Here is a 26,536-nt window from a genome sequence, read left to right as displayed (position 1 = left end):
CTGCTGACCGCTCCCCCTGTGGGAGCGGGCTTGCTCGCGAAGGCGGTCTGACATTCACCATTGATGTCGACTGACACTCCGCCTTCGCGAGCAAGCCCGCTCCCACAAGGGACCTCATACATACACGGGAGACCACCATGCCGCGTTTCGCAGCCAACCTGTCCATGCTGTTCACCGAACAGGACTTTCTTGCCCGTTTCGAAGCGGCCGCCAAGGCCGGCTTCAATGGTGTCGAATACCTGTTCCCGTACGACTTCAGCTCCGCCGAAATCAAGGCCCAACTCGACGCCAACGGTCTGACCCAAGTGCTGTTCAACCTGCCGGCCGGTGACTGGGGCAAGGGCGAACGCGGTATCGCGTGCCTGCCGGACCGGGTCGAAGAGTTCCGTGCCGGTGTCGATCTGGCCATTGCTTACGCGCAGGTACTGGGTAACACCCAGGTCAACTGCCTGGCCGGTATTCGTCCGCAGGGCTTTGACGATGCCACCGTGGAGAAAACTTTCGTCGCCAACCTCAAGTACGCGGCCGACAAGCTGCAAGCGGCTGGTATCAAACTGGTGATGGAAGCGATCAACACCCGTGACATCCCGGGCTTCTACCTGAACAACACGGCGCAAGCCCTGTCGATTCGCGAGCAGGTCGGCAGCGCCAACCTGTTCCTGCAATACGACATCTACCACATGCAAATCATGGAAGGCGACCTGGCCCGTACCCTGCAATCGCACCTGGGCGAGATCAACCATGTGCAGCTTGCGGACAACCCGGGGCGCAACGAACCAGGTACCGGTGAAATCAACTACCGCTTCCTGTTCGAACACCTGGACCGCATCGGTTATCAGGGCTGGGTCGGCTGCGAATACAAGCCGCTGACCACCACCGAAGCGGGCCTGGGCTGGTTGAAAACCCATAACGCGATCTGACACATATCCCTGTAGGAGCGAGCCTGCTCGCGAAGAACGATCAGGCGCCGCGTTTACTCAGGCAGCACGCGTTTTCGTTGAGTTTTTTCGCGAGCAGGCTCGCTCCTACAGAAAGCACAAAACAAGAGGATTTTCTCATGGCTAAAATCGGATTTATCGGCACCGGCATCATGGGCCACCCAATGGCAGCGAACCTGCAGAAAGCCGGTCACAGCCTGTTCCTGTCGGCGCACCACGACCCTGCGCCTGCCGACCTGGTCGCCGCTGGCGCCGTTGCCCTGGCGAACCCGAAAGAAGTCGCCCAGGAAGCTGAATTCATCATCGTCATGGTGCCGGATACCCCGCAGGTCGATGACGTGCTGTTCCGCGCCGATGGCGTTGCTGCCGGTGTCAGCAAAGGCAAAGTCGTGATCGACATGAGTTCGATCTCGCCGACCGCCACCAAGGCTTTCGCGGCCAAAATCAACGAAAAAGGCGCGCAGTACCTCGATGCGCCGGTGTCCGGCGGTGAAGTCGGCGCCAAGGCTGCGACCCTGAGCATCATGGTCGGCGGCGATGCCGACGCCTTCGAACGCGCCCTGCCGCTGTTCCAGGCCATGGGCAAGAACATCACCCTGGTCGGTGGCAACGGTGACGGTCAAACCGCCAAAGTGGCCAACCAGATCATCGTGGCCCTGAACATCCAGGCCGTGGCCGAAGCCCTGCTGTTCGCTTCGAAAAACGGTGCCGATCCAGCCAAGGTACGTGAAGCGCTGATGGGCGGCTTCGCTTCGTCGAAGATCCTCGAAGTGCACGGCGAGCGCATGATCAAGGGCACCTTCGATCCAGGCTTCCGTATCAGCCTGCACCAGAAGGACCTGAACCTGGCCCTGCAAGGCGCCAAGGAGCTGAACATCAACCTGCCGAACACCGCTAACACCCAGCAGGTGTTCAGCACCTGCGCGGCCATCGGTGGCAGCAACTGGGACCACTCGGCGCTGATCAAGGGCCTGGAACACATGGCGAACTTCTCGATTCGCGACAAGAAGTAAGCCCTGCCCCATCCCCATGTGGGAGCGGGCTTGCTCGCGAAGGCGGCTTCACATTCAACAGAGATGTTGACTGACATGGCGCTTTCGCGAGCAAGCCCGCTCCCACACTGGACCGAGTTGCCCTTCAAATAACAAGAATTCCGGGAGCCCGCCATGTCGGTCGATCCGCAACAATTGCTGCGCGAGCTGTTTGCCACAGCCATCGACGCGGCGCATCCGCAACAAGTCCTCGAAGCCCATTTGCCCGCCGACCGCAGCGGACGCGTAATCGTCATTGGCGCCGGCAAAGCCGCAGCCGCCATGGCCCAGGTGGTCGAGCGCTGCTGGCAGGGCGAAGTGTCCGGTCTGGTGGTGACCCGTTACGGTCACGGCGCTCCATGCGAAAAAATCGAAGTGGTCGAAGCCGCGCATCCGGTACCGGACGCCGCTGGCCTGGCCGTGGCCAAGCGTGTGCTGGAACTGGTCAGCGACCTCAGCGAAAACGACCGTGTGATATTCCTGCTCTCTGGCGGTGGCTCTGCCCTGCTGGCACTGCCGGCCGAAGGCATCACCCTGGCCGACAAGCAGTCGATCAATAAAGCCCTGCTCAAGTCCGGCGCGACCATCGGCGAGATGAACTGCGTGCGCAAGCACCTCTCGGCGATCAAGGGCGGCCGCCTGGGCAAAGCCTGCTGGCCTGCCACGGTCTACACCTACGCGATTTCCGATGTACCGGGCGACCTCGCCACGGTCATCGCCTCCGGCCCCACCGTAGCCGACCCGAGTACCTCAGCCGAAGCCCTGGCGATCCTCAAACGCTACGCCATCGAGGTTCCGGCCTCGGTGCGCAGTTGGCTGCAGAGCCCGGAATCGGAGACGGTCAAACCCGGTGATCCGAGCCTGGCCCGCAGTCATTTCCAGTTGATCGCCCGCCCGCAACAATCGCTTGAAGCGGCGGCGGTGAAATGCCGTCAGGCCGGGTTCAGTCCGCTGATCCTCGGCGACCTGGAAGGCGAATCCCGCGAGGTGGCGAAAGTCCACGCCGGCATCGCGCGACAAATCGTGCTGCATGGCCAGCCACTGGCGGCGCCCTGCGTGATTCTCTCGGGCGGCGAAACCACCGTCACCGTGCGCGGCAACGGCCGTGGCGGGCGCAATGCCGAGTTCCTGCTGAGCCTGACCGACAGCCTCAAGGGCCTGCCCGGCGTGTATGCCCTGGCCGGCGATACCGATGGCATCGACGGTTCCGAAGACAACGCCGGCGCGATCATGACCCCGGACAGCTACGCCCGCGCCGCAGCAATGGGCCTGAGCGCCAGCGACGAGTTGGACAACAACAACGGCTACGGCTATTTCGAGGCTCTCGACGCCCTGATCGTTACCGAGCCGACCCGCACCAACGTCAATGACTTCCGCGCCATCCTGATCCTCGAGAGCACTAAACATGACGCCTGACAAAAAGGTCAAAATCCTCGCCACGCTCGGCCCGGCCATCGAAGGGATCGACGGCATCCGCGAACTGGTGCTGGCCGGGGTCAACATCTTCCGCCTGAACTTCAGCCATGGCGATCACGCCGACCACGCCCAGCGTTTTCAGTGGATTCGTGAAGTCGAGCGCCAGCTGAATTATCCATTGGGCATTCTGATGGACCTGCAAGGCCCGAAACTGCGGGTCGGCAAGTTCGCCGAAGGCAAAGTGCAACTGGTGCGTGGCCAGGCCTTGCGCCTGGACCTCGATGCCACGCCGGGCGATGAGCGCCGGGTCAACCTGCCACACCCGGAAATCATCGCGGCCCTGGAGCCGGGCATGGACCTGCTGCTGGACGACGGCAAATTGCGTCTGCGGGTGGTGACCAAGTACGCCGACGCCATCGACACCACCGTGCTCAATGGCGGCGAACTGTCGGACCGCAAAGGCGTGAACGTGCCGCAAGCGGTGCTCGACCTGAGCCCGCTGACCGCCAAGGATCGCCGCGACTTGACCTTCGGTCTGGAGCTGGGGGTGGACTGGGTGGCGCTGTCGTTCGTACAACGTCCCGATGACATTCGCGAAGCCCGCACCCTGATCGGCGACAAGGCCTTCCTGATGGCCAAGATCGAGAAGCCCTCGGCCGTCGAACAACTGCGCGAGATCGCCGAGTTGAGCGATGCGATCATGGTCGCCCGTGGCGACCTGGGCGTGGAAGTGCCGGCCGAAAGCGTGCCGCAGATTCAGAAGAACATCATCAGCACCTGCCGCCAGCTCGGTAAGCCGGTGGTGGTGGCCACGCAGATGCTGGAGTCGATGCGCTTCTCGCCGGCGCCAACCCGCGCCGAAGTCACCGACGTGGCCAACGCCGTGGCCGAAGGTGCGGACGCGGTGATGCTGTCGGCGGAAACCGCGTCCGGCGAATACCCGCTTGAAGCCGTGCAGATGATGAGCAAGATCATCCGCCAGGTGGAAAACGGTCCGGACTATCAGACTCAACTCGACGTCAGCCGGCCAAAAGCCGAGGCGACTGTTTCCGACGCGATCAGCTGCGCCATTCGCCGCATCAGCAACGTGCTGCCGGTGGCGGTGCTGGTGAACTACAGCGAGTCTGGCGCGTCGAGCCTGCGTGCTGCGCGGGAGCGGCCGACGGTGCCGATCCTCAACCTGACACCGAACCTGCAGACCGCCCGTCGCCTGAGTGTGGCGTGGGGCGTGCACTCGGTGGTCAACGATCGCCTGCGTCAGGTCGATGAAGTCTGCTCCACAGCGCTGGAGATCGCCCAGGCCCAGGGCATGGCGCAGCGTGGCGACACGTTATTGATCACCGCCGGTGTGCCGTTTGGGCAGCCGGGATCGACTAACTCTCTGCGTATCGAGACTTTGATCTAGCGCCTGAACTGGCCTCTTCGCGAGCAAGCTCGCTCCCACATTGGTTTTGTGTTGATCACAGAATCAAGACTGAACATAGATTCAGTGTGGGAGCGAGCTTGCTCGCGATGCAGGCAACCCGGTTTCATTGACTTTCAGAACTGCCATGCCTGCCAACCATTTCAACACCCATTGCCCCGACTGGGCCGAAGCATTGCTCAACGGCTTCAGCCAGATCTTTCTCCAGCGCAATCCGCTGTGCGGCCTGCTGTGCGTCCTGGCCATCCTGTTCACTGCGCCCGCCTTGCTCGGCGGCGCATTGCTCGGTGGTGTTGCCGGCCTGCTCACCGCGCAACGTCGCAACTATGCCAAGGCTGACCGTCAGGCCGGGTTGTTCAGCTACAACGGCGTTCTGCTCGGTCTGTTGCTGAGCCTGTACTTCCCCTGGTCGGCGATGATGCCGCCACTGATTCTGGCCGCCGGCGGTCTGAGTGCGATGATCACCCAGCAGTGGCTCAAGCGCGTCCGGTTCAGCCAATGCCTGCCAGCCTACACCGCGCCCTTCGTCGGGCTGGGCTGGGTCTTGCTGTGCTTCGCCACGCCCTCGACAGAGCCGCATTTGATCGAAGTCAGCACGCTGAACATGCTCGCCGCACCACTCAAAGGCATCGGCCAGGTGATGTTCCTCGGTCATCCGCTGGCCGGTGCGATGATTGCCGCCGGTTTGCTGATCGCCGATCGCCGCGCATTCTGCTGGGCGTTGCTTGCGTCTGTCGCGGGCATGGGCTGGAGCCTGCTGCACCACGACTTCTACACCGCACTGCTCGGCCTCGGTGGTTATAACGCCGTGCTGGCCGCCCTCGCCTTCAGTTCGCGGCGTCGCCAACCGTGGCTGCCGCTGATTGGCATTGGCCTGGCGCTGTTGCTGACGCCGGTGTTTGCCGCCATCGGTCTGCCTACGCTGACTGCGCCGTTCATTCTTGCCTGCTGGCTGATCCGCTGCGTTGTGCAAATGCTCGGCAAGGCCACGGTCGAAAGCGCACCTTGCGCTCCCGGGGAGAATCAACCTAGGCTGCGCTGATTTGCGGCCAAGGCGATGTGCATGATCAGCAACGACACGTGGCGTAATCGCCTGTACGTGATTATTTTCCAGACCGACACCGTCGCCGGGCGACGTTTCGACACCACCCTGCTGCTGATCATCCTCGCCAGCCTGGTGGTGGTGATTCTCGACAGCATCGATGACGTCCACCAGAACTACGCCAGCCTGCTGGCGTACATCGAGTGGGGCTTCACGATCATTTTCCTCGGCGAGTACATCCTGCGCCTGTACTGCTCGCCCAAACCGCTGCACTACGCGTTCAGTTTCTATGGGCTGGTGGATCTGCTGGCCATCGTGCCCGGCATCCTCGCGCTGTACTACAGCGATGCCCAGTACCTGCTGATCATCCGGATCATCCGGATGCTGCGGATCTTCCGCGTGCTCAAGCTCGGTCCCTACCTCAAACAAGCCCATTACCTGCTCGATGCCTTGCGCGGCAGCAAGCAGAAAATCCTCGTGTTCCTGCTCAGCGTCTGCACTCTGGTCATCGTGTTCGGCACCTTGATGTACGTGGTCGAAGGTCCGCAACATGGCTTCACCAGTATTCCCAAGGGCATCTACTGGGCGATCGTCACCCTGACCACCGTCGGTTACGGCGACATCGTGCCCAAGACCGCCCTGGGCCAGGTCATCTCGTCGATGGTAATGATCACCGGTTACTCGATCATTGCCGTGCCCACCGGGATCTTCACCGCCGAACTGGCCACCGCCATGCGCGGTGGTCAGTTGCAGCACAATTGCCCGGTGTGTGCGAAAAACAGCCACGAACAGGAAGCATCGTTCTGCTCCCGTTGCGGCAACGCACTGTTCAAAAAACTGGAATAAGCAAAGAGCTTTTTAATCTTTAAAGGACTATACGAGCCCAGTTATAGTCGCTGGCAAATTGCCCCACTTTTAAATAGAACAAGGACTGCGCAGTGAAAAAACTCTTTGGCGCCTCTCTTCTCGCCGCTGGCCTGGCATTGACCAGCGTGGCTCAAGCCGCACCGACCCTGCTCAACGTTTCCTACGACGTGATGCGCGATTTCTACAAGGACTACAACTCTGCGTTCCAGAAACACTGGCAAGCCGAGCACAACGAAAACATCACCCTGCAAATGTCCTTCGGCGGCTCCAGCAAACAGGCGCGCTCGGTGATCGACGGCCTGCCGGCGGATGTCATCACCATGAACATGGCCACCGACATCAACGCCCTGGCCGACAACGGCAAACTGGTCCCGGACAACTGGGTCACGCGCCTGCCGAACAACAGCGCGCCGTTCACTTCGGCCACCGTGTTCATCGTTCGCAAGGGCAACCCGAAAGCCCTGAAAGACTGGCCGGACCTGCTCAAGGATGGCGTTCAGGTTATCGTCCCGAACCCGAAAACTTCCGGTAATGGTCGCTACACCTACCTCTCGGCCTGGGGCTACGTGTTGAAAAACGGCGGCGACGAAAACAAGGCCAAAGACTTTGTCGGCAAACTGTTCAAGCAAGCCCCGGTCCTGGATACCGGTGGCCGTGCCGCCACCACCACCTTCATGACCAATCAGATTGGCGACGTATTGGTGACCTTCGAAAACGAAGCGGAAATGATCGCCCGCGAGTTCGGCCGTGATCAGTTCGAAGTCATCTACCCAAGCGTTTCCGCCGAAGCCGAGCCACCGGTGTCAGTGGTCGACAAAACCGTCGACAAGAAAGGCACCCGTGCGGCAGCCGAGGAATACCTGAAGTACCTGTGGTCGCCGGAAGGTCAGGAGATTGCCGCAGCAAACTACCTGCGCCCGCGTGACCCGGCTGTTTTGGCCAAGTACACCGACCGCTTCCCGAAAGTGGACTTCCTGTCCGTCGAGAAGACCTTTGGCGACTGGCGCACCGTGCAGAAAACCCACTTCAATGATGGCGGCGTTTTCGACCAGATTTATGCGCAATAAACACCTGTAGGAGCGAGCTTGCTCGCGATGGACGTCAACGATAATGCGTTTTTTCTGAATAAACGCGTTGACCGTGACTCCATCGCGAGCAGGCTCGCTCCTACAGTGTTCCGTGTATGTTTCAACTCAGGTTGCCGCAGAAAATAGCCTGATGACCATCGGCCGGGCTTTCACGCACGACCAAGGCATAGCCACCGGCTCGAAGGGTCTCGACGGCGACCGGTGCGCTTTTCCAGAAGCGCTGGTTTGACGCTTGCGAATAGAACCGGGCATTTGGACCGTCATTCATGTCATAGACTGGTTTCGAACCCAGGTTCCCACAGCTTCCCGGATAGATGTAGGCCGTCAACCGCCCTGGCAATGTGCTGCCTATGCTCTCGCCGCTGACCTCAACCCAGAACGTTGTTGCGTTATCACTGGGCATCATGATCAACCGGGCAATATTCCCGGGATTATTGGATGTAGCATTCAGGGGAACGCTGGTGACCTGACTGTCAGGCACTGTCGAGCACCCAGAGATCCAACCGACCGCTACCACTAACGCCAGCGAAGTTACGATTTTCATCGTGATACTCCCGCTCGTAAGGACACATTGAAGTGATCCCCCCTGTAGATTCTAGCTGCCGGGGCTGTGCGGGCTTTTCTTCAGATGGCCGGTTGCCACGTTCAGGTTACATCGGCGGCGTCACGCCATCCTTGCCTGCCGAGATGGATTGAGCGGTGAGCGTGCCGTCAGCGCCCTGCGTGACAAAGGTCACGATCTTCACGCCCACCTTCAACAGACTGCGATCGGCTGGCATCAGGTTGACGATGGGGACGTCTTCGGGCACCAGGATCTTCTGTTGGCCACCCTTGTAGTTGACGGTCAGCACCCGGCCATTGCTCACCACCAGGTCGCCGACGCTGCCGTTGGTCATGCTGCTGCCCTTGACCAGATCAAACGGCCGATGACCGTCGCCACTGCCGGCCAGCTCCGGTGGGAAAACGTGGACCTCCAGGGCCTTGAGGGTGCCATCCTCCTGAGGAATAGCCGCGGAGCCGATGTAGCTGCCGGGCTTGATGTCTTCGATATTGGCCAGGGTCACGGCGCGGACCTTGGTGTCCTGGGTCAGATTGATCACTACGTTTTCGCCGCTGTTGGCATGGACTTTCAGCACGTCCGGACTGACGCCGGTGATCTCGCCGCGCACACCGATGCGCGTGCCCGGCGCGTCTTCGGCCTGGGCCAGGCCAGCGCTGAATACACTGATCAAGGTGACGACTGAAACCCGGCGAATCAGCTGACGAAACTTCTCATTCATGGAGCGGCCCTCAGGTCATGAGACGTGGAGAGAGAACATAAGCACGCTATCGAACAAGATGTAAGTGAATGTATCATTGACCTTCGATCTTCTGACGCAAGGCCGTTCGGCGGACGACGCACGCGTCCGCCAGTCATTCCGCAATGGAATGATTGCTATCACTTCAATCCCGCTTCCGCCGTTTCCGCCAGCCCATTAGCCTGCGCGCATTCCATTCCGTACAGCGAGACCCGTTATGAACCCAGCGACCCAGGTGCCCCACGGCACCGCGACAATGACCCGAGGCATGGTGCTGCTGTTCGCCTTCTGCTGCGGCGCCATTGTTGCCAACATCTACTACGCCCAGCCGATCATCGGCCTGATCGCCCCGGATATTGGCCTGACCAACACCATGGCCAGCCTGATCGTTTCCCTGACTCAGATCGGCTATGCGCTGGGGCTGTTTTTCCTGGTTCCGCTGGGGGATTTGCTGGAGAACCGCCGATTGATGATCACCACCACGCTGGTGGCGATTGTCAGCCTGCTGGGGGCGGCATTCACCGATCAGCCGAACGTGTTTTTACTGATTTCGCTGTTGGTCGGGTTCAGTTCGGTCTCGGTGCAGATCCTGATTCCATTGGCCGCGCACCTGGCGCCGGAAGAAACCCGTGGCCGTGTGGTAGGCGGGATCATGGGCGGTTTGTTGCTCGGCATTCTGCTGGCCCGGCCGGTGTCGAGTGTGGTGGCCGACCATTTCGGCTGGCGGGCGATGTTTGTGATTGCCGCGGCGTTGATGGCGGCCATCAGCATCGTGCTGGCAGTGACCATTCCCAAGCGTGAACCTGATCACAGCGCTTCCTATGGCCAGTTGCTGGGCTCGCTGTGGACGCTGTTGCGCAAACAGCCGGTCCTGCGCCAACGGGCCTTTTACCAGGGTTGCATGTTTGCCACCTTCAGCCTGTTCTGGACCGCCGTGCCGCTGGAACTGGCGCGCAATCACGGTTTGTCGCAAAGCGAGATCGCGATTTTCGCGCTGGTGGGGGCCATCGGCGCCATTGCCGCCCCCATCGCCGGGCGCCTGGCCGACGCCGGTCACACCCGCATCGCGTCACTGCTGGCCCTGCTGTTCGCCAGCCTGAGTTTTCTGCCGGCGTTTATCCATCCGGCCTACAGTATCATCGGCCTGGCCGTGACCGGCGTGGTGCTCGATTTCTGCGTCCAGATGAACATGGTCCTCGGCCAGCGTGCGGTCTACGCCCTCGACGGCAAAAGCCGCAGCCGCCTGAATGCGCTGTACATGACCAGCATCTTCATCGGCGGCGCCTTCGGCTCTTCGGTGGCCAGCGCGGTGTACGAACAGGGCGGCTGGTTGTGGATCGTGATCGTCGGCAGTGCGTTTCCGCTGTTGGCGTTGTTGCGGTTCTTGAGTGTTTCGCAGAAGGTTTCGCTGGCGACGGCGTAAGCCTTCAACAGCATCGCGAGCAGGTTCGCTCCTACAGGTTTTCCATTAACCCTGTTGAATCGAACTTGCTTGCGATGTGATTGGCCTCACTCATTGCCGAACCAGCTTCTCCATCGCCGCATCCGCCAAAAAGGAGGAGCGGCTTTTGACGTTGTGCTCGCGCACATAGCGGTCGATGCGCTGGATCACATAGCCGGGCAGCGTGACATTGACCTTCTCGGTCTTGCCCATGTACGGCGAGATGTCCAGTTCCAGCATGCCCCAGCCCATGTCGGCGAATTCAGGATTGCCGCGGTGCAATGCCGCCGAAGTCGGCATCGGAATCGTATCGCCGTCTGCAGCCATCTCCTGCAACATGATGTGGGCAATTTCGACGGCTGCGTTGTAAGCCTCTTCAAAGGTATCCCCGGCGGTCACCGCACCTGGAATATCGGGGATCTGGATACCGATGGCGGTGTTCTCATCGCCCCATTCGATACAGATTGGATATTGCATTATGGATCTCCTGCGTAACTGGCTGGCGGGCAGTTCAGCCCGGCTCGCCTCCTGATGCTCTTGACCGTCCCGATCGGTAATTCCTTTTTTGGATGAGGGACGGGAATGGTGTACGGGTTGTAACGGTGCGTGAAGATATGATGACTGCCAGTGACCCGGTCCAGGGTCCAACCCGCTTCCACCAACTCCTTGATCAATAGCCGGCTCTGCACCACCAGCCTCCTTGCTTGGCAAAAACAAAAATAACCCTAGAGTTATCTTTACTCAAGCACAAAAAACCGAAGCACGACGTTCGGGTGTTTTACAGAGTGTGATGAAAAGATGTTCCGGCCCAAATAATTGCCAATGCCTGCGCGTTACGCCAAGGTCAACCCCGATTACACTCAGCGCTCAGAGCCTGAAGCGATGCTGGATGCGATCCGCGGCTGACCCAGGAAGTGCTGGCGGATCTGGCCAGCGTGCCGATGGGTCGCCTGGGGCAGCCACAGGAAATCGCCTCGGCGGTTACGTTTCTGTTGTCGGAGCAGAGCGGGTTCATCACCGGGCAGACACTGTTTGTCGATGACGGTGCTTCGGTGGGTAAAGCCGTGTTCTGAGCGTCTCCACATATCCCTTGTGGGAGCGAGCCTGCTCGCGATGGCGGCATGGCAGTCAGCATCAATGTTGAATGTTAAACCGCTATCGCGAGCAGGCTCGCTCCCACAGGGGGACTTGCGACAGCCTCCAGACTTTGCACAAGGACCTCAGATGGACCGCCTCGGCGCAATGGAAACCTTCGTCTACGTGGTGGAAACCGGCTCGTTTTCCGCCGCGGCCCGGCGCCTGAACATCGGCCAGCCAGCCGTGTCGAAAACCATCGCGCAACTGGAATCGCGGTTGGCGGTGCGGCTGTTGCTGCGCTCGACCCGGGGCCTGACGCCCACCGAGGCCGGGCTGGCCTTTTTCGAACGGGCCAGGCGCGCCATCGAAGAAGCCGACGAGGCCGACAACGCCGCACGCGGTTCCGCCAGCGGGCTGAGTGGCAACCTGCGCATCTGCGCGGCAGTCACCTTCGGCCGGCTGCACATCGTCCCGCACCTGGGACCCTTTCTGGAGCAAAACCCGGAGTTGAACATCGACTTGATGCTCGATGATCGCAACGTCAATCTGGTGGAAGAAGGCGTCGATATCGCCCTGCGCATGGGCGAGTTGAGCGACTCGGGGCTGACCGCCCGCAAGATCGCCGAATGCCGGCGCATGGTACTGGGCACACCGGCGTACTTCGAAAAACACGGCGAACCCACCTGCCCCGCCGACCTGTGCAAGCATCAGGCAATCGTCTACACCCTTGGCGGCGGCACCAATTGGCAGTTCAACAAGGCCGGCGAGGAGCAATCGGTGATCATCAACGGCCGGATCCGCGTCAACGCCGCCGAAGGCCTGCGTGAAGCCGTGCTGGCCCATCAAGGGCTGACCATGGCCTCGCAATGGATGTTCGCGCCGGAACTGGCCGACGGTTCGGTCCGCGAGGCAATGAAGGACTGGACCTTGCCGAACCTGGATCTGTGGGCGGTGTTCCCCACCGGGAGAATGGCCAGCGCCAAGGCTCGGGCGTTCGTGGAGTATGTGCAGGGGTTGTTGGACAGGAAGGCCTGACAGGCAGCTCAATCAAGATCAAAAGATCACAGGCTGCGCCATGGCCTGCATTGGCCGCGTACGAAGCTAATTGCTCGTCGTCCGTTCCCGGCAATGTCAGGTAAATCGGTGTCACTCGTCAATGCAGACCAGCAACCGCTCGACCGTTTGCTCAAGTGGCCCGGAGTTGTCGAGCACGTGTACGGTCGGGTCGTCCGCCAGCAGTTGCTCGCTGAATCGGGCATTGCGTGCCAACCGCTGATCGATCTCGATCAGCGATTCTCGCCCGCGCTCCAGCAAGCGATGGCGCAGTTCCGTTTGATCCACAGTCAACAACAGCACCAACACGTCTGGATAGCGCAGGCGCGTGTTCTGCAAATGCCCCCGAGAACCATTGACCAGCACGTCCTCGCCGGCGGCCAGCCAATCGTCGATTTCCCGCGGGATGCCATAGGACAACCCATTGGCGTGCCAGCTCAGGGCAAACGCGCCCTGAGCTTCCATATCGGCGAATTGCTGCGCACTGACACCCAGCGCCGCCTCGCCCACGGCTTCGGCCGAGCGGGTAATGACCCGCCGCACGATACGGCAGCCGCGTTCGGCCAACCGCGTTCGCGCGGCATCCAGCAGGCTGTCCTTGCCCGAACCTGAAGGCCCGATGAGATAGATCAACCTGCCCGCCATCAATTCCCCCTCTTCGCTTGTCGCCATACTTGCTGGACCACCGGCAACCCCGCTGCGGCCAGATCTGCGGCAGCCACGTTACCCGAGTGCGACCCGCCCCGCACGATGTTCGGTGCGCCCATCAACACATTCATGTCGTGCTCCCGGTAACTACGCGCGGCCTCACGAAGGGGCGCGTACCGCAAAAGCAAAGCGAGGCGGTATACCGGCCGGCCTGATCGCAATTGAACTCGTTTCCCTGTAGGAGCGACAGTGCGGCGATCCGACTTGCTCGCGAAAAACGCCAGGACAACGCGGGCATTCAGGCAGCACGCGTTATCGTTGACGTCCATCGCGAGCAAGCTCGCTCCTACAGGGCCGAGCGTTAGCTCGCCTGCAGCTCTTGATCTTGATCCACCCGCCCCCTCGGCAGGCCTCGTTCCGGCGTTCATCCGGGGGGAGGTGAGTCGCCGTAAGGGCGAAACCATAAGCCGCCGTTACCTTAACAACGGATATGCACTCAAAATAACAGGGCAAGCAGGCAATGACGGATCAAAGCTCGAACCGCAACTCCGGCCAGATCGGCGAAGTACCCCGCTTCTGCGACTCAAGAATGGCCCTGCACAGCGAACACAGCCGCTGATCCTGAAACACCCGGCGATCAACACTCGACCAGCGTGGCTGTGCCGGCAACAGGCTGCCGCACAAGGTGCGATCCGCCGAGCCGCCCAACTCCAATTGACGGGTCACCAGGTGTACCCGCACTTCCTGGCAGGCGAACAGATCCAGCTGTTCGTCAGGCTCGATCAGTTGGTAGGCAAATAGTGACCAGGCGGGACGCGGCATCGGGGGCTCCAAATCGGGGGCGCCACCTTAGCCGAAAGCCTGCCTCTAGAAAAGTGTCATAACAGCGGTTTTAGAGTAGGCCAGACATTTTCCAGCAACTTGTCCTGGGCCCCGGCCGCCGGGTGTATGCCGTCGGCCTGCATCAAGTCCGGATGGCCGCCCACGCCGTCGAGGAAAAACGGCACCAGCGGGATTTTTTTCTCATCAGCCAGGTTGCTGTAGACCTCGGCAAACGCCTTTGTGTAACGCACACCGTAATTGGGTGGCAATTGCATGCCGAGCAGCAACACCTTGGCACCGCTGGCCCGGGAACTGTCGATCATTGATGCAAGATTTTGTTGCAATTGAGTTGGCAGCAACCCGCGCAGGCCGTCATTGCCGCCCAACTCGAGGATCACCAGATCCGGTTTATGCTCTACAAGCAGCGCGGGCAGGCGCGCCTGGCCTCCGGCACTGGTGTCGCCACTGATGGACGCATTGATCACTTTGTCGTCGAAACCTTCGCGCCTGAGCCGTTGCTCAAGCAGCGACACCCACCCCAGCCGGGTATCCAGCCCGAAACCGGCGCTGATACTATCGCCAACGATCAGGACTGTACCCGCCGCTGCGTTTTGGGCCATGCACATCAAGGCCAGGCCAGCACTCAAAAACCAGACACGCATCGGACTCTCCATGGGCGCAAGCATTCTCATCGCGAAGGACCTTAGCAAAGTGGTCCCCAGCGCGGAAGGTGAACTGACCATCCTGCACGAACTCAGCCTGGAACTGAACAAGGGCGATAGCCTGGCCATCGTCGGTGCTTCGGGCTCAGGCAAGTCCACACTGCTGGGCCTGCTTGCCGGGCTCGATTTGCCGAGCAGTGGCGAAGTCACTCTCGCCGGGCAAGGCCTGAGCAACCTCGATGAAGACCAGCGTGCGCGCATCCGTGCCGAACACGTGGGTTTTGTGTTCCAGTCATTCCAGTTGCTCGACAGCCTCAATGCTCTGGAAAACGTCATGCTGCCACTGGAGCTCGATGGCCGCAAAGACGCCCGCGAACGCGCCACCCAATTGCTGCAACGCGTTGGGCTGGGTCAACGCCTGACTCACTCGCCGCGCCAGCTCTCCGGGGGCGAGCAGCAACGCGTGGCGATTGCCCGCGCGTTTGCCGCCGAACCCGCTGTGCTGTTCGCCGACGAACCTACCGGCAACCTCGACAGCCACACCGGCGAGCGCATCAGCGACTTGCTGTTCGAACTCAACAAGGAGCGCGGCACGACCCTGGTGCTGGTGACTCATGATGAACGCCTGGCCCATCGCTGCCGGCGCCTGATTCGTCTTGAAGCCGGCCTGCTGGTCGCCCCTCTGGAGCCTTGATGGCACGCCTGCCGCTGTTACGCCTGTTCACTCTCGCCATCCGCCAATTGCTGCGCGACGCCCGCGCCGGTGAGCTGCGTGTGTTGTTTTTCGCCTTGCTGGTGGCCGTGGCCGCGAGCACTGCGATTGGTTATTTCGGCGCGCGCCTGAACGGCGCCATGATGCTGCGCGCTACCGAGTTTCTCGGTGCCGACCTGCTCCTCGAAGGCAGTTCGCCGGCACGCGCCGAACAGATAAGAAGCGGCGTCGAACTGGGACTGGAACATGCGCAGGTGGTGGAGTTTTCCAGCGTCATCGCCACCGACAACGGCATCCAGTTGTCCAGTATCAAGGCGGCCGATGACACCTACCCGCTGCGCGGCGAACTGAAAAGCGCGCCCGCCCCGTTCGCCACGCAAACCGTTGGTGGCGGACCGCAACCCGGTGAAGCCTGGGTCGAGGCACGCCTGCTGACCGCCCTGGACCTGAAGATCGGCGACAGCATCGATGTCGGCATGAAAACCCTGAAGCTGGCGCGAGTGTTGACCTATGAACCCGACCGCGCCGGCAACTTCTACAGCCTGACGCCGCGAGTGCTGATCAATCTCGGCGACCTTGCGGCAACCGGCGTGGTGCAACCCGGTAGCCGGGTCAGCTATCGCGAATTATGGCGAGGCAATGCCCAGGCACTCGAGACGTATCGGCAACTGATCAAACCGGGACTGGCCGCCAACCAGCGCCTGCAGGACGCCCGCGATGGCAACCGGCAGATCGGAGGCGCCCTGGGCAAGGCCGAACGCTACCTGAACATGGCCAGCCTGGTGGCGGTGTTGCTGTCCGGCGTGGCAGTGGCGCTGTCGGCAACCCGCTTCGCCACCCGCCGCTTCGATGCCAGTGCGTTGTTGCGCTGCCTCGGGCTGTCACGCCGGGAAACCATGGTCTTGTTCAGCCTGCAACTGACCGTGCTCGGGCTGCTGGCCAGCATCAGCGGCGCCCTCCTCGGCTGGCTCGCACAGCTCGGGTTGTTTGCCCTGCTGCATGACTTGCTGCCGACCGACGTGCCCCCGGGCGGGCTGTTTCCGGCCATTGCCGGGATCGGCACCGGACTGGTGGCGCTGGCCGGTTTCGCCTTGCCGCCGCTGGCGGCCCTGGGCCGGGTTCCGCCATTGCGCGTACTGCGCCGGGATATGCTGCCGATTCCCTCCAGCACCTGGATGGTCTACGGCGCAGCGCTGGGTGCCCTCGGCCTGATCATGTGGCGCCTGAGCCTGGACCTGTTGCTGACCTTTGCCCTGCTCGGCGGCGGCGTGATTGCAGCGCTGGTGTTGGGCGGTTTGTTGCTGCTGCTGTTGAAGAGTCTGCGGCGCTTGCTTGCTCGTGCGTCCTTGCCCTGGCGCCTCGGACTCGGCCAATTGCTGCGTCATCCGCTGGCTGCCGCGGGCCAGTCCCTGGCGTTCGGCCTGATTCTGCTGTCGATGGCACTGATCGCCTTGCTACGTGGCGAGCTCCTGGACACCTGGCAGAACCAGTTACCCAAAAACGCACCGAACTACTTTGCGCTGAACATCCTGCCGGCGGACAAACAGGCCTTCACCGATCACCTGATTGCCGTGTCGGCGCAATCGGCGCCACTGTACCCGGTGGTGCCGGGGCGCTTGATCAGCATCAACGGCGAGCCGGTGCAGCAAATCGTCACCAAAGAATCGGCCGGCGACCGGGCGATCCAGCGCGACCTGAGTCTGACCTGGGCCGCGGACTTGCCGCCGGGCAACAAGCTCACTACCGGCAATTGGTGGAATGAACAAACGCCGGATGATGTTCCCGGTGTGTCGGTAGAGGGCAAGGTCGCTGAAAGCCTGAAAATCAAGCTCGGCGATCACCTGATTTTCAGTGTTGGCGGGGTCAATCGCGAGGCGCGAGTCACCAGCCTGCGGGAGATCAACTGGGACAACTTCCAGCCGAACTTCTTCATGATCTTCCAGCCCGGCACCCTGAAGGATCTTCCGGCGACTTACTTGACCAGTTTCTATCTGGCGCCGGGTCATGACCAACAGATCGTCGACCTGTCCCGTGCCTTCCCGGCGGTGACGATCCTGCAGGTCGAAGCCTTGCTGGAGCAACTGCGCAGCATCCTCGCCCAGGTGACCCTGGCGGTGGAGTATGTGTTGTTGTTCGTATTGGCGGCGGGGATGGCGGTGCTGTTTTCCGGCCTGCAGGCGACGCTGGACGAACGTATTCGCCAGGGCGCATTACTGCGAGCGCTGGGGGCCGAACGGCAATTGCTGGTCAAGGCGCGGCGCATCGAGTTCGGCTTGCTCGGTGCGGTCAGTGGTTTGCTGGCGGCGCTGGGTTCGGAAGTCGTGAGTTGGGTACTCTACCGCTATGCCTTTGACCTGCCGTGGCACCCGCATCCATGGCTGTTGCTGCTGCCACTGGTTGGTGCCGTGCTCATTGGTGGTGCCGGGGTGTTCGGCACCCGTCGGGCATTGAACGCCAGCCCGCTGACAGTCCTGCGCGAGGGTTGATAGACTCCTGCCATCCTCACCACAAGAAGCTGTCATGAGCCGTTACCGCCCTCCCCGCACCGCCGGCACCGCGCTGATCACCCCCGAGGGTGAAGCGCGGATGCGCGCCGAGTTCCATGAGCTGTGGCATGTACGTCGCCCCCAGGTTACCCAGGCTGTCAGCGAAGCCGCGGCCCAGGGCGATCGCTCGGAGAACGCCGAATACACCTACGGCAAAAAGATGCTGCGAGAGATCGACAGCCGCGTGCGTTTTCTCACCAAACGCCTGGAAGCGCTCAAGGTTGTCAGCGAAAAACCCAGCGATCCGAACAAGGTCTATTTCGGCGCCTGGGTCACTATCGAAGACGAGGACGGCAAAGAGTCGCGCTACCGTATCGTCGGGCCGGATGAACTGGACCTCAAACAGGGCCTGATCAGCATCGACTCGCCCTTGGCTCGCGCCCTGATCGGCAAGGCTCTGGACGCCGAAGTTCGGGTCCAGACACCGACCGGTGAGCAGTGTGTGTACATCGTGGCAATCGAGTACCCGTGAACCGCAGCGTTCCGGGCCTCAGCGCCGGGTAATCAGCCCTTGTCGGGCAACGCGGGTGAGTTGCCTGATCACTTCAGGAGCGTCTTCGAGGCTGGGAGATTGAATCACCGCCAGATCAAAACTGTCGTCGGCAAAACGAGCGAGCGACTCACCGTCTTCGACAAACTGGATCAGGAAGGCAGCGGGACCGCCGGTACGACGTGGCCAGCCATCGAGATAACGCAAGAGCGTCGGCTGATGTTTGCCGCCAAGCAGGATTTTTGGATTGCGCTGGGTCAGATGTGCCGTGATCGGCGCGGGACGTACAACGGGGTTTAGTGCATTCATTGTGTCGTGTCTCTGCCTCAAAAGTCTGCATGGCAGGTGAGAGGCAACACCGAACCAGCGCTTTAGCGGTATTTCGAAGCCTGTTCAGGCTTCTGTCGGCAACTGAATGAGTCACCTGGCGCCCCGCAAGTAGCTGTTTAAATCGGCGCATGAGCAACATCCTAGAGAAGCTGACTGGACAGTGTCAAGAATGACGCTCAACAAAAAAAGGCCCGCACGATGCGGGCCTTTTTTGTTGAGCCAGAGCGGTCAGCCGGCGATGGCACGGTCCGCCGAGAGTTTGCCCGCACCTTCGATCAATACCGCGATACTGCCACCGAGCAAAGCAAGGGCGAATTCATAACCGTTGTTGGCCATGAACAGTCCGTTGCTGATGTGCACCGAGAAAATCGCGACCAGCAACAGGAAGATCAGACCCAGTGCGGCCGGACGAACCAGCAGGCCGATGATCAGGGCCAGGCCGGCGAAGAACTCGATGCCGCCCGCCAGCGTCGCCATCAGGTAACCCGGCGTCAGTCCGAGGCTTTCCATGTACTGCGCGGTTCCCGCCAGACCATAGCCACCGAATGCCCCGAAGAGTTTCTGCGAGCCGTGAGCGGCGGAAATAATGCCGACCACGATGCGCAAAACGGTCAGGCCGTAGCCAGCGCGGGTAGACAGTACCTTGTTGATCAGAATGCTCATGCTGTTTCATTCCTTGTAAGTGTGTGTTGGTTGGCCGCTATATTAATCAGTAAATCGCATGTTAAAAGCGCAAAAACCTCAACATAAAAATCGAATTAATTGATCATTTTCGCAAGACAACTTTTTGTCCCTGAGGCTCCAACGACTCCCGCTCCCGGTCGAACGCCAAGAAATACTTGTTCACGCTATTAACATAGCTAACGGGGCCCATACCCACTTGCTCCATGGCAACGCGTTCGACCTGGAAGAACCACTGGTTGGGATTCAATCCTCGCCGCCGGGCTTCGGCGCGCATGCCCTGAACCCGCTCCGGCCCGATGTTGTAGGCTGCCAGAACGAAGGCCATGCGTTCGCGCTCGTTGAGTTTCGGGCTGGCAAAAAACTTGCGCCGGATCATCGCCAGGTACTTGGCCCCGGCCTGCACATTGCCGTCTACGTCCTGAATATTGTCGACCCCCACCCGCTGCGCCGCAGAAGGCGTGATCTGCATCAGACCGGTCGGGCCTTCGCCACTGCGGGCGGCAGGTTGCAGGGCTGACTCCTTGAAGGCCAGCGCCGCCAGGTTCAGCCAGTCCATGCCCTGGGCATCGGCGTGTTTCTGCAGCACCGGACGAAGTTTTTCCAGACGCTGCCGGTCCGCCTTGGCCAGTGGATAGTGCACTTGGTAGAGACGACGATAGATCCGCAGGAATGCGGCGTCCTGATCCGATGGTTTTTTGTAGACGGTGAGGAAACGATCAATGCTGGCCCGCAACATCGACGCATCGCGGCGCACGAACCAGAACTCTTCTCCCGGATCACTGATGAGTACCTGCCTGTCGAAACGCAGGTTGGGCAGGATCTTGCCCCAGCGTTCGGCGATCGGCTGCTCGACGATGGTCAGGTGGAAGATCCCGCCCTGCACCATCTCCAGTACGTCCTCGACGGCAAGGCTCGGATCGACCCATTCGACTTTGACCGGTGGCAGTTTGTGCAGGGCGAGTTTTTGATTGATCTGGCTGACAGCATCCCCGGCGGCGCTGCCGGCGGGTAACGCCAGGGTCTTGCCGGAAAGCTGTTCAAGCCGGGTGTAGCGGCGTTCGCCTTTGATGCCCACCAGGACCAATGGGATGTTGCTGGCAATCGGCTCACTGGTGCTGACGGCGAAACCCGCTTGCAGATCGAGCAACTCGCCTGGCGCCACCAGATCACCCTCCCCGCGCTGCAATGCACCGAGCAGTTGATCCTTGGCCTTGGGAATGATCTTGAGAGTGATTTCCTGACCGTCACGGGCGTGGCCGTTGAGGTATTGCTCGAAAGCTCTCAGACGATGGTATTCGACCCCGATCGCCTGCCCCTGGACTTCGCCGGAACTGTTGCGGCTCTGGTTGACCAACACCCGCAGCACACGGCTGCTGCGAATTTCCGCAAGGTCGCGCACCTTGGTGGCCGGTACGGCTTGCAGCGGCCCGGGCAGACGCGCGACCGCCGACATCGGCAGTAGCAGCGAACAACACAGCAGTAGCAAAACCGAGGGACGAATCATCCACTCTCCGGAAAGAATATGAGGCCCGCTTCAATGACGAATGACGTCAAGCACGGCGACAAAAACAGAGCGCCCGAGGCGCTGGCAAAGTGCGAAAGACTGGCACAATGATGGCAAAACTACCAACCCGGTCTGGCTCGCGGCTCAAGAGACAGCGTTAACCCGTTGTAGTTCTTGGCTTTTCTTATAAATCCACGGCTCTGATATGCTTTCCGGCCTTTGGGCCGAGGTAGCACCATGCAACTCATCGATATCGGCGTCAACCTGACCAACCCCTGTTTTGCCGACAAACACCAGGCCGTACTCGACCGCGCCTACGCGGCCGGCGTGTGCCAACTGGTGCTGACCGGCACCAGTGTCGAGGGCAGCGAACAGGCCCTTGAGCTGTGCCAGCAACTGGACGCAAGTGCGCAGCGCCTGTTCGCTACCGCCGGCATTCACCCGCACTGCGCCAGCGACTGGAATGCCGACAGCGCCCGACGTTTGCGCAGTTTGCTCAATGAGCCAAATGTGGTGGCCGTGGGCGAATGCGGGCTGGATTTCAACCGTGATTTCTCGCCGCGTCCGCAGCAGGAGAAGGTCCTCGAAGAACATCTGGCCATGGCTGTTGAATTGCAGCTGCCGGTTTTTCTGCACGAACGCGACGCCAGCCAGCGATTGCTGGAAATCCTGCGCGACTTCCGCGATCAATTGCCGGCTGCCGTGGTGCACTGCTTCACTGGCGAACAGAAGGCACTGTTCAGCTATCTCGACCTGGATCTGCACATCGGCATTACCGGCTGGATTTGCGACGAGCGTCGGGGCACGCATTTGCATCCACTGGTCAAGGAGATCAAGCGCGGGCGCCTGATGCTCGAAAGCGATGCGCCGTACCTGCTGCCGCGCAGCCTGCGCCCCAAGCCAAAAAACGGGCGTAACGAGCCGGCGTACCTGACCGAAGTATTGCGCGAAGTGGCGCTGCATCGCGGCGAAAGCCAGGAAGATCTGGCGGCGCACACCACAGCGTGCGCACGGGCGTTCTACGGGTTGCCATCAATCCCTCAATAACCACAAATCCCCTGTGGGAGCGAGCTTGCTCGCGATAGCGCTCTGACAGTCACCTCACGTGTGACGGTTCTAGCGCTATCGCGAGCAAGCTCGCTCCCACATGGGGGATGCTGCTGGCCCGTTGATCTGCATCAAGAATCAGTCACCTGAGTAGCGGCACAATGCTGGCACCTTGCCAAAACTGTTTCCGCTATCAGAGAAGACCTCCATGGGTGCCTGGCTTAGCAATATCTCGCTGAAATACAAATTCTGGGCGGTCAATGCCGTCGCGTTCGTTACCACCCTGTTGTTGGTGCTGTACGCGGTGCAGCTTGAACAGCAGGCTCGCAGTCAGTCCGCCCAGGCTTCGGCCCAGGCCCAGGCCCGATTGCTCGAAGCCTGGCCCGCAGGGCAACCGCTGCCCCATGCCGACAACCTGCTGGCGTTCAGTCGCGGGCAGGCACCCGTGCTCAATGAACAACCCGTGCAGGCACTGGCCAATGCCAATGGCTGGGTCGAGATCAACGCGATGCCGCTGTTCGGTGACAACCCGTTGATAGGCGCCGAAGTGTTTACCCGCGCCGGCAGCCAGCAGGTCGCCGTGATTGCTCATGGTCCGAGCCTGAGCCAGGTGTTCAGCGAGCGTTTTGCCAATTACGCGGTGGCCGTGTTCATCCTGATGCTGGCAATGCTCGGCGCATCGCAGTTGTTGATCCGCTTCCTGCTCAGCCAGCTCAACACCTTGAAAGACGTCATGTTGCACGTGGAGAAAACCGGCGACCTGTCGGCCCGCGTACCATTGGCTTGCAGCGACGAAGTCGGGCAAATGGCCAACGCCTTCAACGCCATGCAGGCCGGTTATCAACGGGTGGTCAGCACCGTCGCCAGCACCGCCCGGCAACTGGACGTCGGCGCTGCGCGGCTGGCAGCCAGCATGAATGAAGTGCGCCACGGCATGCTGGGTCAGCAAAGCGAAACCGATCAGGCCGCCACGGCGATCAATGAAATGACTGCCACGGTCTATCACATCGCCCAACACGCGGGCGCCACCCGTGACCTTTCACAATCGGCCGATACCCTGGCCGGCAGCGGCCAGGAGGTGGTTACGCGGGTGCAGAGGTCGATTGCCGGACTGTCCACCGGCGTCCAGCAGACCGCCGAGATGATTCAACGCCTGGCGGAGGACAGCCAGAAGATCAACGGCGTGGTCAACGTGATTCACAGCATCGCCGAGCAGACCAACCTGTTGGCGTTGAACGCTGCCATCGAAGCGGCCCGGGCCGGTGAGATGGGTCGCGGCTTTGCGGTGGTCGCCGATGAAGTGCGCAACCTTGCCAAACGCGTGCAGGTCTCCACGGATGAAATCACCATCATGGTGTCGGCGTTGCAGTCTGGCACGCGGGACGCCGTGGATTTCATGCAAGAGAGCTCGTTCAAGGCCGACGATTGCGTGCAGCAGGCGCAAGAGGCTGGTTCGGCATTGGCCGAGATCACCAGCGCGGTGGCGCAGATGCGTGAAAGCAACACGCAGATCGCGGTGGCGGCCGAGCAACAGAGTCAGGTAGCGGAAGAGATGAACCGGGTGGTGGTGAGCATCCGTAATGTGACCGAGAATACGGTGCAGCAGACGGTGACTTCGGCGATTACCAGCAATGAGTTGGCGGCATTGGCCGGGGAGTTGAGCAAGGCTGTAGGAGCGGGCTTGCCCGCGAAGAGGCCGGAACCGGCGACATCAATATTGACCATGACGCCTATCAAGCCAATAGCCAGCCTTGATTCGCCGCCAGCATTGACCGGGCCTATTCTTCACCATATGTGTTCAACATGGATCGAGGATCAGCATCATGGGCAAACGTCACCCCAACCTTCCTGCCTGGCAATGGCGAGCATACCCGAACAATCATCAGCACCCGACCAATCTGGTGTTGCACCTGATCGCGGTGCCACTCTTCATCGTGGCGTTTCTGTTGATCGTGTCCGGGGTATTCAGCCTGAGCCTGGCGAACGTCGCCATTGGCGTGGTCGGTGTGATTGCTGCGCTGGCTTTGCAACGCCACGGCCACAACCTGGAGACGCAAGCCTCCGAACCCTTCAGTGATCGCAAGGATGCGATATCGCGCTTGTTGGTCGAGCAGTTCCTGACTTTTCCGCGGTTCTTCCTCAGCGGTGGCTGGTGGCGCGCCTGGCGTGAGCGCCACCGCCGTCACTGATCAGGCGAATACCGTCACCGTCTGCCGGCTCATGGCGATCAACCGGCCATCCGCGCTCCACATTTTCGCGGCGGCATGCCCGTAGCCGTCGGCGGCGTGCTCGGTTTCGACGAGGTATTTGCACCAGTCCAGGGTGCTCAGTTGCAGCAGCGGTTGCACGAACTCGATGGTCCAGGTCAGCGTGCTGCCCATCGCCGGTTTCTTCAAAAACGGCATCAGGGCCGGTGGCCAGGCGTCCACCAGCGCCAGAATATGCGCTTCGCTGATCGCCTCTTCCTTCACGTCGCCGCGCAAGCGTACCCAGCCGCCCATCTGACGCGATGTGCTTGCGCTGAACGGCAGCCCGCCGACGCTCCAGCGCATCGCCAGATGCCGCATGAACGCCGGGAGGACGCCTTCGACAAAAGGCAGTTCCTGGCACTCGTCCCAGTGCTTCATTTCCGGTGCCGGTTCAGCGACCACCGCCACTTCCGAGGGGCGCGAGGCACCAAAGCTGCCCTGGATCAACGTCACTACCTGGCCCTTCTGCATCACCCGGCCCAACACTTGACTGACGGCCTTGCCTTCGCGCAGCACGTCGACCTCGAAACTGACCGGTACCTCAGGTTCAACCGGGCCGACAAAGGTGATTGCCAACGAACGCACCGGACGATCCATCGGAACCCGGGCACGCATGGCTTCGTACTGCAAAGCGGCCACCAGGCCACCGAAACTGGCCCGCCCCTGTGCCCAGGAGGCCGGGATAGACAGCTCCAGCGGCTGGCTACGGACAGCGTCAAGCAGTTCGGAAAAGCGCATGAAAACCTCAGGGATCGGAAAAAGATGAAGGGATCTTAACCAGCCAGCGATGGCTATACAGCACCCATTCCGGCCAAATTGACTGACAGATGAGCCGTGCTTGGTTCTAACACAAAATCCATGGCCAACATTGAGCCCATGTGGGAGCGAGCTTGCTCGCGAAAGCGGTCTACCCGTCACGATGTGTGCTGAATGTTAATCCGCTATCGCGAGCAGGCTCGCTCCTACAGTTTGTGTTCGCTGGGGATTCAGGATTTGAAGCAATCGCGACTGAGTTTTTCCAGCACACGGTCTGCACACTGTTCAGCCTCGGCCATAGTGGCTTTCCACACTGCAACACAGGGCTGCAAATCCGCTTCCCGTTCAGCCATGGCCAGCCATTGCACGCAATCGTGCCAGTCACCCAGCGCGCCCTGGGCCGATTTCAATCGGGGCATGGCCGCTTTCGGCAAACGGTCCAGCTCGGGGTAAGCGTCGATACCATAGCGCACGCGCTTGATCAGCAGTCGCAGCCGGTGGCGGTCGTGGGTCGGGTCGTGCAACGCTTCGTCGAGTTTTTTCCACTGCTTGCCCAGGCGTTTTTCAATGCGCTTGCGCAAGCCCTTGAGCAATCCCTGGCGCTGGGCAGCGCGTAGAAAGCGCGGAAACGCATCGAGGACGATCAGCATTTGCTCGAGCTCGGGACTGGCCGCTACGGCCGGATAGGCCTCGGCCATTTGTGCCATGCGCCACCGTGCGGCTTGGAGTTGATGGTGCTGGAGCAGGTACGCCGCCAGCACTTCGCGATCACGTAATGGCGTGGTCAGTTCACCCATCCGTGAGGCGGCCGCTTCCAGTTGTTCGACTCCGGGCACCCCGTTCAAGGGTCGCAACAGGCTGCGTAACCGACGCATTGTTGTGCGCAGATCGTGTAACGCTTCAGGGTCAGTACGCTCTTTCAAACGGGCCTGACAGGCCAGCAGACGAACTTCCAGGCCCAGAACATGAGCCACCAACCGATCGATCATGGGGGTTTACTCCGTAAACAGCGCCAGGCTGCAAGCTACGAGCTGCAAGCCCGATGAGTCTTGCAACTCGTAGCTTAGAACCTGCGGCTGCTTTTTGCCTTCAACGCCCCGCGCGCGACTCACGAATATAGAAACGGGCCTTCTCGGCTTTGGTGGTGCAGCCTTCGAACCCCTCGAATTGCTGCTGGGTCTTGGCCGCGGTCAACAGCGACAAGGCCTTGGAGTAGCTGACGGTCCCGGCAAAACCTTCGGCCTTGGCCAGGTCCAGCTCATGCCACGCGGCATCCAGGTTACTACCGCAACTGTCGCGATAAGCGGTTTTGCCGGCACAACCGGCGAGCGCCAGGGCAATCAATGGCACGCAGATCCAGGCTTTCATCACTCACTCCTCAAAGATAGGTCAACAGTCGTGCAGGTAAGACG

Annotated in this window: 27 protein-coding genes and 3 pseudogenes; 16 read left to right on the top strand and 14 right to left on the bottom strand. The window is 60.9% G+C overall.

Annotation, left to right across the window (positions count from 1 at the left end; translation table 11 throughout):
* Window positions 1-137 precede the first annotated feature (137 nt).
* The 7 genes from hyi (at window position 138) to AB4Z35_RS15860 (ending at window position 7,784) form a co-directional block, all read left to right on the top strand.
* Window positions 138-920, top strand: a complete 783-nt coding sequence (gene hyi / locus AB4Z35_RS15890) for a hydroxypyruvate isomerase (protein WP_116263120.1) — start codon at window positions 138-140, stop codon at window positions 918-920.
* A 137-nt stretch (window positions 921-1,057) separates the two neighbouring features.
* Window positions 1,058-1,951, top strand: coding sequence for a 2-hydroxy-3-oxopropionate reductase (locus AB4Z35_RS15885; RefSeq protein ID WP_116263121.1), 894 nt, complete (start codon window positions 1,058-1,060; stop codon window positions 1,949-1,951).
* 153 nt (window positions 1,952-2,104) lie between these two features.
* Window positions 2,105-3,385 (top strand): glycerate kinase type-2 family protein, encoded by a 1,281-nt coding sequence (locus tag AB4Z35_RS15880; RefSeq protein ID WP_007998049.1) that lies wholly within the window; start codon window positions 2,105-2,107, stop codon window positions 3,383-3,385.
* On the top strand, window positions 3,375-4,790 hold the full coding sequence (gene pyk / locus AB4Z35_RS15875) for a pyruvate kinase (protein ID WP_442098042.1): 1,416 nt from the start codon (window positions 3,375-3,377) through the stop codon (window positions 4,788-4,790). Before AB4Z35_RS15880 ends, pyk begins: the two co-directional genes overlap by 11 nt.
* 145 nt (window positions 4,791-4,935) lie before the next feature.
* On the top strand, window positions 4,936-5,850 hold the full coding sequence (locus AB4Z35_RS15870) for an urea transporter (protein ID WP_442098040.1): 915 nt from the start codon (window positions 4,936-4,938) through the stop codon (window positions 5,848-5,850).
* 21 nt (window positions 5,851-5,871) lie between these two features.
* Window positions 5,872-6,696: an ion transporter gene (locus AB4Z35_RS15865; RefSeq protein ID WP_007983287.1), complete on the top strand. Its 825-nt coding sequence runs from the start codon at window positions 5,872-5,874 to the stop codon at window positions 6,694-6,696.
* Window positions 6,697-6,788: 92 nt separating this feature from the next.
* Window positions 6,789-7,784 carry a sulfate ABC transporter substrate-binding protein gene (locus tag AB4Z35_RS15860; RefSeq protein ID WP_116263125.1) on the top strand — a complete coding sequence of 332 codons (996 nt, stop codon included), beginning with the start codon at window positions 6,789-6,791 and terminating at the stop codon, window positions 7,782-7,784.
* A gap of 121 nt (window positions 7,785-7,905) precedes the next feature.
* Here AB4Z35_RS15860 and AB4Z35_RS15855 read toward each other — a convergent pair whose 3' ends face one another.
* Window positions 7,906-8,349 (bottom strand): hypothetical protein, encoded by a 444-nt coding sequence (locus tag AB4Z35_RS15855; protein ID WP_442098039.1) that lies wholly within the window; start codon window positions 8,347-8,349, stop codon window positions 7,906-7,908.
* A gap of 106 nt (window positions 8,350-8,455) precedes the next feature.
* Window positions 8,456-9,085 carry a hypothetical protein gene (locus tag AB4Z35_RS15850; RefSeq protein WP_442098037.1) on the bottom strand — a complete coding sequence of 210 codons (630 nt, stop codon included), beginning with the start codon at window positions 9,083-9,085 and terminating at the stop codon, window positions 8,456-8,458.
* Between the two features lie 235 nt (window positions 9,086-9,320).
* On the opposite strand from AB4Z35_RS15850, the gene AB4Z35_RS15845 reads away from it, so the two are divergent.
* Window positions 9,321-10,526: an MFS transporter gene (locus AB4Z35_RS15845; protein WP_442098035.1), complete on the top strand. Its 1,206-nt coding sequence runs from the start codon at window positions 9,321-9,323 to the stop codon at window positions 10,524-10,526.
* 90 nt (window positions 10,527-10,616) lie between these two features.
* Here the strand turns inward: AB4Z35_RS15845 and AB4Z35_RS15840 are convergent, their stop codons facing one another.
* On the bottom strand, window positions 10,617-11,021 hold the full coding sequence (locus AB4Z35_RS15840; RefSeq protein WP_007983297.1) for a type II toxin-antitoxin system HicB family antitoxin: 405 nt from the start codon (window positions 11,019-11,021) through the stop codon (window positions 10,617-10,619).
* Window positions 11,021-11,233 (bottom strand): type II toxin-antitoxin system HicA family toxin, encoded by a 213-nt coding sequence (locus AB4Z35_RS15835; protein ID WP_442098034.1) that lies wholly within the window; start codon window positions 11,231-11,233, stop codon window positions 11,021-11,023. The genes AB4Z35_RS15840 and AB4Z35_RS15835 overlap by 1 nt, the downstream gene beginning before the upstream one ends.
* 237 nt (window positions 11,234-11,470) lie before the next feature.
* Between AB4Z35_RS15835 and AB4Z35_RS15830 the strand changes: the two are divergent.
* Together AB4Z35_RS15830 and AB4Z35_RS15825 are read left to right on the top strand one after the other, a co-directional pair.
* Window positions 11,471-11,617, top strand: a pseudogene (locus tag AB4Z35_RS15830) (SDR family oxidoreductase); the annotation flags it as partial.
* A 151-nt stretch (window positions 11,618-11,768) separates the two neighbouring features.
* Window positions 11,769-12,656, top strand: coding sequence for a LysR family transcriptional regulator (locus AB4Z35_RS15825; RefSeq protein WP_442098032.1), 888 nt, complete (start codon window positions 11,769-11,771; stop codon window positions 12,654-12,656).
* 111 nt (window positions 12,657-12,767) lie between these two features.
* On the opposite strand, the gene phnN is transcribed toward AB4Z35_RS15825, so the two are convergent.
* The 4 genes and pseudogenes from phnN to AB4Z35_RS15805 all read right to left on the bottom strand — a co-directional run bounded on the left by phnN (window position 12,768) and on the right by AB4Z35_RS15805 (window position 14,806).
* A complete protein-coding gene (gene phnN / locus AB4Z35_RS15820; RefSeq protein ID WP_442098030.1) occupies window positions 12,768-13,319 on the bottom strand; it encodes a phosphonate metabolism protein/1,5-bisphosphokinase (PRPP-forming) PhnN in 552 nt (183 codons plus the stop codon).
* 44 nt (window positions 13,320-13,363) lie between these two features.
* Window positions 13,364-13,483, bottom strand: a pseudogene (locus tag AB4Z35_RS15815) (alpha-D-ribose 1-methylphosphonate 5-triphosphate diphosphatase); the annotation flags it as partial.
* Window positions 13,484-13,850: 367 nt separating this feature from the next.
* Entirely contained in the window at window positions 13,851-14,144 is a 294-nt protein-coding gene (locus AB4Z35_RS15810; RefSeq protein WP_003226812.1) for a hypothetical protein, read from the bottom strand.
* Between the two features lie 56 nt (window positions 14,145-14,200).
* On the bottom strand, window positions 14,201-14,806 hold the full coding sequence (locus tag AB4Z35_RS15805) for an arylesterase (RefSeq protein ID WP_442098028.1): 606 nt from the start codon (window positions 14,804-14,806) through the stop codon (window positions 14,201-14,203).
* A 10-nt stretch (window positions 14,807-14,816) separates the two neighbouring features.
* On the opposite strand from AB4Z35_RS15805, the gene AB4Z35_RS15800 reads away from it, so the two are divergent.
* From AB4Z35_RS15800 to greB, 3 genes are read left to right on the top strand one after another with little or no spacing between them, the layout of a single operon-like run.
* A complete protein-coding gene (locus AB4Z35_RS15800) occupies window positions 14,817-15,500 on the top strand; it encodes an ABC transporter ATP-binding protein (RefSeq protein WP_008001434.1) in 684 nt (227 codons plus the stop codon).
* A complete protein-coding gene (locus tag AB4Z35_RS15795; protein WP_442098027.1) occupies window positions 15,500-18,004 on the top strand; it encodes an ABC transporter permease in 2,505 nt (834 codons plus the stop codon). The genes AB4Z35_RS15800 and AB4Z35_RS15795 overlap by 1 nt, the downstream gene beginning before the upstream one ends.
* A 34-nt stretch (window positions 18,005-18,038) precedes the next feature.
* Window positions 18,039-18,536 carry a transcription elongation factor GreB gene (gene greB, locus AB4Z35_RS15790; protein ID WP_057713804.1) on the top strand — a complete coding sequence of 166 codons (498 nt, stop codon included), beginning with the start codon at window positions 18,039-18,041 and terminating at the stop codon, window positions 18,534-18,536.
* An 18-nt stretch (window positions 18,537-18,554) separates the two neighbouring features.
* Here greB and AB4Z35_RS15785 read toward each other — a convergent pair whose 3' ends face one another.
* The 3 genes from AB4Z35_RS15785 to AB4Z35_RS15775 all read right to left on the bottom strand — a co-directional run bounded on the left by AB4Z35_RS15785 (window position 18,555) and on the right by AB4Z35_RS15775 (window position 21,072).
* Window positions 18,555-18,863 (bottom strand): hypothetical protein, encoded by a 309-nt coding sequence (locus AB4Z35_RS15785; RefSeq protein ID WP_008001428.1) that lies wholly within the window; start codon window positions 18,861-18,863, stop codon window positions 18,555-18,557.
* Window positions 18,864-19,112: 249 nt separating this feature from the next.
* On the bottom strand, window positions 19,113-19,547 hold the full coding sequence (locus AB4Z35_RS15780) for a DoxX family protein (RefSeq protein WP_442098026.1): 435 nt from the start codon (window positions 19,545-19,547) through the stop codon (window positions 19,113-19,115).
* Between the two features lie 103 nt (window positions 19,548-19,650).
* Window positions 19,651-21,072, bottom strand: coding sequence for a transglycosylase SLT domain-containing protein (locus AB4Z35_RS15775; RefSeq protein WP_442098025.1), 1,422 nt, complete (start codon window positions 21,070-21,072; stop codon window positions 19,651-19,653).
* Window positions 21,073-21,309: 237 nt separating this feature from the next.
* Between AB4Z35_RS15775 and AB4Z35_RS15770 the strand changes: the two genes are divergently transcribed.
* The 3 genes and pseudogenes from AB4Z35_RS15770 to AB4Z35_RS15760 all read left to right on the top strand — a co-directional run bounded on the left by AB4Z35_RS15770 (window position 21,310) and on the right by AB4Z35_RS15760 (window position 24,308).
* Window positions 21,310-22,119 carry a TatD family hydrolase gene (locus AB4Z35_RS15770; RefSeq protein WP_442098024.1) on the top strand — a complete coding sequence of 270 codons (810 nt, stop codon included), beginning with the start codon at window positions 21,310-21,312 and terminating at the stop codon, window positions 22,117-22,119.
* Window positions 22,120-22,327: 208 nt separating this feature from the next.
* Window positions 22,328-23,794, top strand: a pseudogene (locus AB4Z35_RS15765) (methyl-accepting chemotaxis protein); the annotation flags it as partial.
* A 148-nt stretch (window positions 23,795-23,942) separates the two neighbouring features.
* Window positions 23,943-24,308, top strand: a complete 366-nt coding sequence (locus AB4Z35_RS15760) for an Mpo1-like protein (RefSeq protein ID WP_008000324.1) — start codon at window positions 23,943-23,945, stop codon at window positions 24,306-24,308.
* Here the strand turns inward: AB4Z35_RS15760 and AB4Z35_RS15755 are convergent, their stop codons facing one another.
* The 3 genes from AB4Z35_RS15755 to AB4Z35_RS15745 all read right to left on the bottom strand — a co-directional run bounded on the left by AB4Z35_RS15755 (window position 24,309) and on the right by AB4Z35_RS15745 (window position 26,492).
* Window positions 24,309-25,106 (bottom strand): acyl-CoA thioesterase, encoded by a 798-nt coding sequence (locus tag AB4Z35_RS15755; protein ID WP_442098023.1) that lies wholly within the window; start codon window positions 25,104-25,106, stop codon window positions 24,309-24,311.
* A gap of 248 nt (window positions 25,107-25,354) precedes the next feature.
* Window positions 25,355-26,113 carry a CHAD domain-containing protein gene (locus AB4Z35_RS15750; RefSeq protein WP_442098022.1) on the bottom strand — a complete coding sequence of 253 codons (759 nt, stop codon included), beginning with the start codon at window positions 26,111-26,113 and terminating at the stop codon, window positions 25,355-25,357.
* A gap of 100 nt (window positions 26,114-26,213) precedes the next feature.
* Entirely contained in the window at window positions 26,214-26,492 is a 279-nt protein-coding gene (locus AB4Z35_RS15745; protein ID WP_008000319.1) for a hypothetical protein, read from the bottom strand.
* Window positions 26,493-26,536: the final 44 nt, after the last annotated feature.

Origin of the sequence: Pseudomonas sp. KB_15 (assembly GCF_052114525.1) — a bacterium.
Taxonomy (GTDB): Bacteria; Pseudomonadota; Gammaproteobacteria; order Pseudomonadales; family Pseudomonadaceae; genus Aquipseudomonas.
The sequence above is the reverse complement of the archived record's forward strand: the minus strand, read 5'-3'. Positions and strand labels throughout refer to the sequence as shown.